The following is an 11262-nucleotide window of genomic DNA, read 5'->3' as shown; positions in this document are numbered from 1 at the left end:
TGACATATATGACGCGAGGCACTTACATCAAATGTCGTACCCATCCAGAGGTCGCTCAAATGTTATTGAACTCAGACCAAATGGAAATTAAGGACATCAGCCAATATAACTACTTCTGGGGCAGCGGTCGCGACCTGCGCGGTAGTAACACCTTCGGCAAAATGCTGATGGGCGTTAGAAAGAAGCTGCGCGAAGAAATGAACAAAGAGTAAGCTTGTTCTCTGGGACTGCTTGGCAAGGCCCTATCGAAGTAGTTTTCTAGATTTAACCACATCAAAAAGTGTACCAAATGGCCACAAAACCAGCAGTTTATGGGGCCATGGTAAGCGTCTTACTAGGCTTTTTCTAAGGCCTGGCTGACATCGGCAATAATATCGTCGATGTGCTCAATCCCCACCGAGATTCTAATTAAATCTGCACTCACGCCGGCAAAAGCCAGCTCTTCAGGATTTAACTGACGATGAGTGGTGGACGCCGGATGACAGGCTAGCGATTTTGCATCACCGATATTTACCAGACGTAAAATCATCTCCAGAGAATCAATAAATCGCGAGCAGGCCTCAATACCACCAGTGAGCCCAAAGCTTAAAATACCTGAAGCCCGGGAGTTAGTGATTTTCTGACAAGTAGCGAAGTAAGGGCTATCCGGCAAAGCAGCATAGTTTACCCATTCAACCTTCTCATGATTCTGCAGATAGAGCGCCAGCTTTTCAGCATTCTCGCAATGGCGATCCATACGCAAGCCGAGAGTTTCAAGTCCCTGTAACAGCTGAAAGGCATTCATTGGCGACAAGGCGGCGCCAGTATTTCGCAGTGGTACCACACGACAACGACCTATATAGGCTGCGGGCCCCAGCGCCTCGGTGTAAACAACGCCATGATAGGAAGGATCAGGTTCGTTCAAAATAGCAAAACGCTCCTTGTTGGCAACCCAGTCAAACTTACCTGAATCGACTATCACACCGCCAATAGTGGTGCCATGACCACCAATGTATTTAGTGAGCGAGTGCACAACAATATCAGCCCCGAGCTCAAATGGCCGACAGAGATAGGGCGTTGCCACGGTATTATCAACAATCAAGGGCACGCCATGCCTGTGGGCAATTTCCGCCAAGCGAACAATATCGACAACATTGCCCGCGGGGTTGCCAATAGACTCACAAAATACCGCCTTGGTCTTATCGTCAATTGCGTTTTCAAAACCTTCGTAGTCGTCCGCCGAGATCATTCTAGCCTCGACACCTTGCCTCGGTAATGAATGCGCAAAAAAGTTATAGGTTCCGCCATACAACTGGCTAGTGCTGACAATATTATCGCCAACCCCGCAGATACATTGAATGGCGTAGGTAATGGCGGCCATACCAGAGGCGACACACAGCGCACCAACACCACCTTCCATTGCGGCAATACGCTTTTCCAAGACATCGTTGGTTGGATTCATTATGCGGCTGTAAATATTGCCCGGCACCTTAAGATCAAATAAATCTGCGCCATGCTGGGTATTATCAAAGGTATAAGAGGTTGTCTGGTAAATCGGAACCGCTGCGGATTTTGTGGTTTCTTCCGATTTATAGCCTTCATGCAGCGCAATTGATTCTAGTTTCATAGCATTCCTTTAATTAAACAATGAACATTATTAAGTGGGATTAAAGCCGTCGCTCAGCAAAAAACTAAGCGCCCTGTGGCTTAGGAATTACTGATATTTTTATTCACTATGCTAAAGCTAGTCCACTTCTGTAAGTCGCTTTTAATATGGGACTCAAAAGATATAGCGCATAGGCTGCTAACCGCCCCCATCGGCCGGTATTAGCAAGCGGGGGTTTAATATATATAGCAGCAGACTGCGATCATTTTTCCGATATACCCATCATCTGTCAAGTAGTGCGCCCGACCATCAGCTCAGCGATAAGTTTAATACACAATCTTTAGTTCACGCTCAAATCGGTTACCATGTCGGCGCTAAGCGTTTTCTCACCATCATTTGTTGTCTGTGAAGTATCCCCATGAGCCCTACCAACCGCCGAGCCTGCCAGGCCATTCTCTATGAAATAGGCGCTGTTGCCATGGTTACACCGATACTAAGCGTCGCATTTGACGCTAAAATTTCGACGACCTTACCGCTCTCCGTTCTTATGGCCACTATCGCATTAGTGTGGAATTACATTTTTAACACCATCTTTGAACGCTGGGAAAAAAACCAAATCGCCAGAGGTCGATCTTGGCGTCGGCGTCTAGTCCACGGCGCGGGGTTTGAAGGCGGGCTGGTGCTTATTTTAGTGCCGCTCACTGCATACTGGTTGAACATCACACTACTGCAGGCCCTGCTTGCCGAGATTGGACTGCTCATCACCTTCTTCGTTTACGCTATTATCTTCACTTTGGCCTTCGATAAGATCTTTGGGCTTCCGATATCAGCACAGGACAACAGCGCGTGAACAGTCCACCCGACATTATTAAATTAAAATACCTGCAGGGCTATCCAGAACACCTGCAAAACCAAATCCGCAGCCTGATTAAAGAACAGCGCTTGGGGGCGTATTTAGCAAAACGCTACGGCGGCCAACACAGCATTCAAAGTGACAAAGCACTCTACGGCTATGTGAATACCTTAAAACAGGAAAACCTTCGCACTGCACCACAAATTAACAAGGTGCTATTTGATAATCGGCTGGATCTTACCCACCGGGCGCTCGGCTTACACACCGCCATATCACGGGTACAAGGCGGAAAACTCAAGGCAAAGAAGGAAATCCGCATCGCCTCACTATTTAAAGATGCGGCGCCCGAGTTTTTAGAAATGATCGTGGTGCACGAGCTCGCGCATTTAAAAGAGAGTGATCACAACAAGACGTTTTATAACCTGTGTTGCTATATGTTGCCGGACTACCATCAGCGCGAATTTGATTTACGGGTGCACCTGACCCTCAGAGAACTCCCCGACCCGTCTTAGGCGCCGGCTGCCGGCTGCCGGCTGCCAAAGCAAAGCAAAGCAAAGCAAAGCTATCTTAATTTGTCGACAGAAGTCGTGTTCACCGCAATCTCGCAAATTCCTTATACTTTGATTTATAAAGGGTAATCCGAAATTCGCTTAATTTCGACGCAATTTCTCAACAAAATGGTTATTGTCACAAACTTTACAAAATGTATACTAGAATTCTGGCATACATAACCATCGTGCCTAGAACATGATTTAGATAAAAATAAAACAGCAGCAAGCACTAGCGCGTTAACGTCATTAAAGCTCCGACCCCACAACAGAGCCGTCGTCAACATTCTAAATGCAAGTTCATTCCATTCGAGGTTGATACATGAATCGCTCTCTCGCGCCCGCCGCGCTAGTTCTTACCACCCTACTTATTAACGCATGCGGCGGAGGTAGCAGCTCAACATCAACGAATAATGCCACGCCGCAGTCAGGGCAATTTATTGACGGCCCGGTGAAAGGGGTCAGCTACCGACGAGGTACCCTTCCGGAATTATTCACAACAAGCACCGACGGCAGCTTCAATTTTCTAGCAGGTGAACGCGTCCAATTTAGACTAGGTAATATCAGCTTTGGCTCTATAGAGACCAGCGCCAGCACCAAATTCGTTACCCCCAGAATACTCGCCCGTGGCAACGATAGCGTGCGAATCAATATGGCCCGTTTTCTGATCACATTGGATAGCGATCAGAACCCCAACAATGGCATAGAGATATCATCGGCGGTAAAACAAGCCGCGTGGCAATATAGCGGCAGCAACGATTTTGCTACCCTTGAAAGTAATGAGCTTGCTGAATTTGCCAGCGTTGCCAACGGCTCAGCAAGGCGATCCCTAGTCAGTAGCGACGTCGCAGAGAAACACTTAGCGCAGAGCGAAGCAGATATTAGTGACGGTCAATACGACTATGATTACGACGGCGGCGGCACCGACAACGACAATGACGGCATCAATGACCCCGATGATCAATGCCCCAACAGCGAACCCGGCGCGATAGTAGCCAGCAATGGTTGTGAGATCCCCAACGGCAGTAACGATGACGACAATGACGAGGTTATCAATGCCAACGATAACTGCCCAGCTATCCCCAATAGCGACCAAGCGGACCTTGATCAAGACCAGCGCGGGGACGCCTGTGACAACGATATCGACGGCGACGGCCTGCCCAATGACGACGATAGCGAACCGCGCAATGCGGATATCGATAGCGACGGCGTTAAAGACGGTGCCGATAACTGCCCAGAGATCCCCAACTCGAACCAAACCGATACCGATGCCGATGGGCAAGGCGACAGCTGTGACAGTGATATCGACAATGATGACATCGACAATGGAGACGACCTTTTCCCTTTAGACCCCACAGAAAACAGCGATAACGATCAAGATGGCATCGGCAATAACGGCGACAATGACGACGACAATGACGGCACCCCGGACAATCAAGACGCCTTTCCTTTTGACGCCAGCGAAAATACCGATAGCGACGGCGACGGCACTGGCAATAATGCCGATACCGACGACGACAACGATGGCACCCCCGACACTGATGATGCTTTTCCCTTGGATGCCAGTGAAGACACCGACACTGATGGCGATAGTATCGGCAACAATGCCGACAACGATGACGACAACGACGGCACGCCCGACAGCGAAGATGCCTTTTCCTTAGATGCCACTGAGGACACTGACACTGATGGCGATGGCGTTGGCGACAACAGTGACCAATGTGCGAACACCCCCGCTAACAACGGCCAGGTTATTCGCGGTTGCTCTGAATCACAGCGACCTACTATGTCCACCGCCAATACCAGCATCAGTGAAAATGACGCAACTGTTCAAGTTCAGGTATCAATTAGCGCAGCACAAGATTTCGACATCACATTCAGTTTCCTTACGGCTAACGGCAGCGCACTATCTGGTGAAGACTATAGCGCTAACATTGGCAGCGCTGTCATCGAAGCCGGAAGCACAATAGCCAGTGTCGCAATCAATGTAATAGACGATGACGAGCTTGAAGGTACCGAAACCTTCGAGCTTCGCGTGGACTCCTCTGATTTTGCTGTCGTCGGAGAATCTGTGGTGGCAACGATCACTCTCTATGACAACGACACTACACAAAGCACGCTGCGCGTTGGCGCGAGTAAACAACGTGTAAATCCAAATGCCAGCCAGATTAGCGGCGAAACTGATCAGCGCTTAGGCGAAGCGCCGCGCACACAAAAATTTAATCTTGGTGGATTTGGCCTAAGCCCGCTGCAAAATTTCTCAGACCCTTTCAACACAGTCAGCGACGAACTAATACAAGCCGCCGAGCAGCCCTGTTTAATGCAAGACCAAACCAGCTACGATCCAACGAGTTTTTCGGAAAGTCAGTGCCTTGAGAGCACTTGGATTCGCGCTTTGGTTATCGAACAGCCCGACCCGGAAAACATTGCCAACAATCAAGAAGTGGTGTTCTTGGTGCTAGACGCTATCGGCGCCGGTAATGTTATTCAAAACAATGTTCGTGCTGCCGTTTTTGCGGCCACCGGTATTCCATCGTCAAATATTGTCTTTGGTCAAACCCACAGCCACGCGGGTGCCGACCTACAAGGTTTGTGGGGCGGTGTTCCACAAAGTTGGCTTACAAACGTCTTATACCCGCAAGCAGTCGCCGCCGTGATCGAAGCTCGCTCGCGCAAACAAGATGTTGAGCTCACTGTACGCAGCGGCGCCCTACCGGAGTTTAATAACTACCGACGTCCTCGACAAACCGACGCTAATATTGACTCAGATACTGTCGGCACGCTGATGCAAGCAATATCGCTGCGCAGTGGCGAGCCCGTTGCGCATTTTATGCAATTTAATGGGCACCCGACCTCCATCAACGAGTCGCCCCGTATTCCGCATCCCGACTACCCGCTTGGAGTCACCGATTACCTAGAAACCCTTGGTGGCGTTGCACTTTACTTTAACGGCCCAATTGCAGACGCGTCGTCATCAGGCCGCCGCGAAGGCTGTGTGAATGATCCAAAATACGCTAATGTCTCCACAGACTACGGTGACCAGCACTGCAAAGGAGAAGGCATTGCCGAAGGTGGACTTGGCTTCCCTATTGAGCGCCGCATTAGCCACGGGCTGAGTATTCGCAATCAAGAAGTGACATTGCCAGTAACAAATCCACTATTTATTGCCGCGGGCCTGCTTGGCACTTTTAATCAATATTACGATTTCACTGGCACTAATGGCCAATTGCCCGACGAGGCAAGCGCTCAGGCACAGTACTTGCCTCAGGCCACGCCCTTTACCACAACGAACGTCACTCGTATTACTTTAGGCGACGCTGAAACCGGACTGGAAATCGTCACTATTCCCGGTGAAGCTACTGGCACGTTTGGCAAATGGATTCGCTCCCTAGCGAACCCCAATGCCCATACCATGTTATTGGGGCTAACCCAAAACAGCTTTGGTTATATTATTCCGGAAGAGGAATTTAGCGCACTCGATGCCTCCGGTGACGGCGGGCTTGCCGGCGTGCCGTTTACCGGCTACGAAGAGTTTGTCTCTCTCGGGCCCTTAACCGCGCCATTACTCAGATCTCAAGGTTATATCCCACTGTTTGAACTGCAAGAAGACGCGCAGGTTTACCTACCACCGTATCTGGCGGCATGTGAATCTGATTCGACGAGCAATGAATGCCTGTTTAGTATGGCGGGATTTCGTGTTGATTATGTACAGCGCGAATACGCTGACCGCTGCCGTGAGTTTGGCGGCGAAGAGGCGGCGATGTTCTGCGAGCTAATAAACCCAAACACCCCACTTGCCAACCAGTGCATTGCCGAGGGATTTCCCGAGGGCATGTGTTCGGTATTTGGTGATATTGGTGAAGTTGCTGCACCGCAAGTTCAGAATGCATCATGTGAGCAGGAGAGCAAACTCCAAGGCAATCGTAGCTACCAAGTTCAGCTGCCGCTAGTCGATCGTGATGGCGTCAATCAAGTCGTCAGTTTTCAAGTACTGGAACCGACAAAATTCGATTGTGCCAACCGCGATATAGCGGCCCATCCGCTCATTCTGCAAGGTCACGGTTACGGTGGCTCGCGCAGCGAGTCGGGTTTTACTGACTATCGCAATGAAGGCTACACGGTTATCAGTATTGATCAGCGTGGCTTTGGTGCTAGCTCCGGCACCATAAGGGTTATGGACCCGGAATTTGAAGGGCCGTATTTACTCGCAATATTAGATTGGGCCGAACAAAACCTTGATTATCTTGCGTGGAAAAATGACGCAAGCGGCGCGTTTATAGCGCGCCCAACGTCTGCTGAGAGTGTTGCCGGTGGCGACAATTTGCTTGTCGGTGCCACTGGCGGTAGCTACGGCGGCGGCTACCAGCTACTACTGCTAACCGTTGATGAGAAAAAACGTCTCGATGCGCTCCAACCAGATATCACTTGGCATGATTTGCGTAATTCATTAAACCCAGGCGATACCGTTAAATCCATGTGGACTGCCGCACTGGTAGGGCTTGGTGAAAGCGCCAGCTACGGCGTTGGTTTGAGCAATGGCCAAACACCGGATAATCGCGGGCAAGATCCCTTCATCAAAGAAACCCTCGCTCGGGGCGTCTCAAGCAATGAGTTCCCCCGCAGCGCACTCAATTGGTTCCAGTTCCACGGTTTAGGCTACTGGTGTGAGGCTGCCGGCCTACCCCGCATGCCTTACAAACAGTATCCTGCCGACGCCGTAGAAATGCAGGTCGACGGCAGTTTTGACGCGAGTGCATTAGCCTTGCCTCAAGGTTCTGCATCCGATTATCTCAGCGGTGTTAGCGTTTTACTAACCCAAGGTATGCCCGACACCCTATTCAACTTCAATGAAGCCTGGTGGAACCTACAGTGCCTGAATGCGGCGGGTGCTGACGTAAATCTTTACACTCACCCCGACGGTCACGCATTACCCTACGCTCAGGCCCCAGAAGGCCCAGCAACGCCCGTTGGCGGCGATGGCTGCAGCATAGACGAGCTTAAGTGGTTCAACAGCAAGCTGCGTCCAGCGCAAAGTCTAGTCGCACTTGACGATGTTTGCATGGTGCTCGGGGACGGCGACACGGTTTACTTTGAAGACACGGAGCTCTTGGCACCGCAACCGAATCTCAGCGCCCCTAGCAGCAACTTCAGCACCCGCGCAGTAAATACCACCACACCAGTGCCAAATGGCTATGCCGCGGCCACTAACGTTGTTGGCGCCGCACCAGTAGCGGTTGAGTTGGGCGAGATTTTGAACGAAACCATTCTTGCTGGTATCGCGCATTTAAATGTTAGCATCGCTGCGCCTGCTGACATCAACGAAACACTAGTCGCTTGTGACTCACCCGATCTTGGAACCAATGCCACTGGCTGCGACAGCATCATCTTTGCGGGCCTCGGTATAAAGTATGCCGGTACTCCTAACTGGGAACTGATCGACGACCAAGTCACGCCGCTGCGTGGCTTAGGCGAACACAATGTGGATTTGGTCGGCGTTGCCGAGCGTCTAATGCCTGGAGATAACATTGCCCTTCTACTATTCGGTCAGCATGTACAATTTGTCGCAACATTCTCTCGCGACCCCAGCATTGCGGCGGTAAACGTCAATGGCACGGTGGAACTGCCCTTGTACAGTGTCGACAGCAATGGTGACCCTCAGCTTCAGCAAGGCAAACCTAGCAATGTATTCTTGCCGGACCCTAGCCCAACTGAGTTCCAAGTCTGTGTGCCAGACGGTGGCCCCTGCCTTAGCGAAACCCCGGGAGTCGGCGAGCAAATTCAGTCGGCGGTGAATCAGCTATACAGCGGTGTAAGCAACACTAATGCCTTTACAGCAGACGACGGTGCGCTGCTACTAGACGCAGCGAGAGCCAGCGTACAGGGCTGCGATGTACTCGACCCCGCAAACTGTCTCTTCCCCTTCCCCAGCGATCAATTCACAGCGCTTGCCGAGGCGGACACACCGCAATCGACCGACAAGGGCGGCACCGGCCGACGGGTAAACTTTAATGTCTTAGCAATGCCGCGAAATGTCGCCGGTAAACCGATTGATCCCACAGAGTGGAACCGCAACGACGGCTTCTCTCCAGGCCAGATGATCCTGACCTATGTACCGGATCTCGCCACGGTCAAAGACCAAAGCGGCAAGGCCATCGGCCCCATTGAAGGAGCAGTACCGATTACTCGCCTAGCGGATTACACCGCCAGCGACGCGCCAATTGTGGTTATTAATACGGTCACCGGCGAGCGCCACCCGGTTTGGGCAGAAATTGATTTAAACGCTGGCATTTTTATTCCGGCCGATACGTCCATTCCGTCACCGCCGAGCAAAGGCAAAACGCGTCCGGCACTGATCATTCGCCCCGCGCAAAACTTTGAAGAGAACACCCGCTACATTGTTGCCTTGCGCAAGCTAAAAAATAATAGCGGCGAAACTATTGCTGCTGGCCCGGCGTTCCGAGTGTGTCGCGACGGAGACTCAACCCAACTCCCACAACTCACGCAACGCTGCGAGCAACTAGAGCGCAATGTCTTTGACTTTTTACCCCAAGACATTAAGCGTGACGAACTCTATCTAGCGTGGGACTTCACCGTCGCCAGCGAACGCAGCCTGGCAGGACGCCTGCTGCATATTCGCGATGACGCCTTTGCGACACTCGGAGAAACCGTCAATATATTGCCAGGGGAAGCCGGTTATGAAATTGGCGCGGCCCCAACTGTTAGCGTAGGCACGCGCACTGACAACCCCAATGCGCGGATTGCGCGGCGCATAGAGGGCACTATTACTGTGCCCAGCTATATAATACCAAGCGACCCGTCGCCACTTGAAGGCGGGGAGTTCAACGACTTATTTAATCAACTCCGCGACAATTACCCAGAAGCACTTGCAGAAATTCGCAGTCAGTGCCGCTCCTTTGCACCACTGAGTGAAATGTGTCTGCCTTTTGATCCTGACGCACCAGAGTTCGGCCGCGCTGTCAGTGCGCCGCCAAATCGTTTTTTCTATAACCCCGTCGATGCACCGGACTCGCCTTCCGTGTTTGGCGACGGCTTGCCCGATAAGTCTGGCCCGCAGGCCACCATGACCCGCAAGTATATTTGTAATATTCCGAACTCGGCCTTTACTACCCCGGCACGGCCTTCACTCTACGGACACGGTTTGCTCGGCAGTCGTGGCGAGGTTAACTCAGGGCATGTTGCCGACATGGCTGATGCACATAATATGATGTTCTGTGCAGTCGATTGGTTTGGCTTCTCCGAGGGGGACATCGCAAGCATCGTCGCGATATTGCTGGATGTGTCCAATCTACCCTCACTTGCCGACAGCTCCCAGCAGGGCATGCTAAACATGATGTTCTTGGCCCGCGCAATGAAGCACCCGGAGGGTTTTGCTGCGCTGTCAGACTTCCAAGACGACGCTGGCCAAGCACTCTTTACCACTAACGAAGTGTACTACGACGGCAACAGCCAGGGCGGCATTATGGGCGGCGCGGTTGTTGCGGTATCTCGCGACGTCAATCGCGGTGTACTCGGTGTACCCGGCATGAACTATTCGACCTTGCTGAGACGCAGTGTGGATTTTGACATTTACTCCATTCCCTTAAACCTCGCCTACCACGACGACCTAGATCGCAGCTTGGTATTTTCTTTAATGGAAATGCTCTGGGAGCGGGCTGAAAACAACGGCTACGCCCACCATATGGGCACCGCCAGTTCAACTAACACACCCTACCCCAATACACCTGACAACGAGTTTCTATTGCAAGTTGGCTTCTCTGATCATCAGGTCACCATGTGGAGCGCCGACGTAATGGCACGCACTATCCACGCAGCTGTCGACCGGCAGGATTTGGCCTTCCCCAATCGTCATCCCGACGAGCAGGAATACGCCCTGCTGGAGGATCTGACCATTGCCAGTGGCGCTCAGTACACCAATGATCGTTATCTCGGCTCAGCCCTAGCGATTTTTGACGCGTCTTGGGATGCTGCCCCTGATGGCCGTTGCGCGGCCGACAGCACCCTGCCCGCGCCGATAGGTAACATTCCTCCGCGTGACCCAGAGCCTATACCCGACGGACAAAGAAACAATGACCCGCATGAATGTCCGCGTCGTGAGCCTTCCGCAAAATGTCAGAAGTCGCACTTTTTGTACTCTTTGAGTACGGTGCTGGATGTTAACGGGATTACTCGTGACGACTTATGTCCACCGCTGCCAGTAATACAATAGGTAAGGTCGATCACGCATAAGGCGACGAGGAGAGTACAACCACAATAAT

Annotated in this window: 5 protein-coding genes; 4 read left to right on the top strand and 1 reads right to left on the bottom strand. The window is 51.6% G+C overall.

Annotated elements, in window-relative coordinates:
- Positions 1 to 212: NADAR domain-containing protein (locus ACI955_RS06810; protein ID WP_415242981.1), on the top strand; the 212-nt coding region annotated here is incomplete at its 5' end.
- A gap of 122 nt (positions 213 to 334) precedes the next feature.
- Here the strand turns inward: ACI955_RS06810 and ACI955_RS06805 are convergent.
- Positions 335 to 1606, bottom strand: coding sequence for an O-acetylhomoserine aminocarboxypropyltransferase/cysteine synthase family protein (locus tag ACI955_RS06805; RefSeq protein WP_415242980.1), 1272 nt, complete (start codon positions 1604 to 1606; stop codon positions 335 to 337).
- A gap of 397 nt (positions 1607 to 2003) precedes the next feature.
- On the opposite strand from ACI955_RS06805, the gene ACI955_RS06800 reads away from it, so the two are divergent.
- From ACI955_RS06800 to ACI955_RS06790, 3 genes are all read left to right on the top strand, one after another.
- A complete protein-coding gene (locus ACI955_RS06800) occupies positions 2004 to 2435 on the top strand; it encodes a PACE efflux transporter (RefSeq protein WP_415242979.1) in 432 nt (143 codons plus the stop codon).
- Positions 2436 to 2449: 14 nt separating this feature from the next.
- Positions 2450 to 2950 carry a M48 family metallopeptidase gene (locus ACI955_RS06795; RefSeq protein WP_415242985.1) on the top strand — a complete coding sequence of 167 codons (501 nt, stop codon included), beginning with the start codon at positions 2450 to 2452 and terminating at the stop codon, positions 2948 to 2950.
- Positions 2951 to 3308: 358 nt separating this feature from the next.
- Entirely contained in the window at positions 3309 to 11213 is a 7905-nt protein-coding gene (locus ACI955_RS06790) for a thrombospondin type 3 repeat-containing protein (protein WP_415242978.1), read from the top strand.
- Positions 11214 to 11262: the final 49 nt, after the last annotated feature.

The sequence above is a fragment of the Zhongshania sp. genome, from assembly GCF_047636175.1.
GTDB lineage: Bacteria > Pseudomonadota > Gammaproteobacteria > Pseudomonadales > Spongiibacteraceae > Spongiibacter.
The sequence above is the reverse complement of the archived record's forward strand: the minus strand, read 5'-3'. Positions and strand labels throughout refer to the sequence as shown.

What these genes read in the sequence shown, in the direction of transcription:
- ACI955_RS06805 (WP_415242980.1), bottom strand. Translation starts at nt 1,606, where the DNA reads ATGAAACTAGAATCAATTGCGCTGCATGAAGGCTATAAATCGGAAGAA.
- ACI955_RS06800 (WP_415242979.1), top strand. Translation starts at nt 2,004, where the DNA reads ATGAGCCCTACCAACCGCCGAGCCTGCCAGGCCATTCTCTATGAAATA.
- ACI955_RS06790 (WP_415242978.1), top strand. Translation starts at nt 3,309, where the DNA reads ATGAATCGCTCTCTCGCGCCCGCCGCGCTAGTTCTTACCACCCTACTT.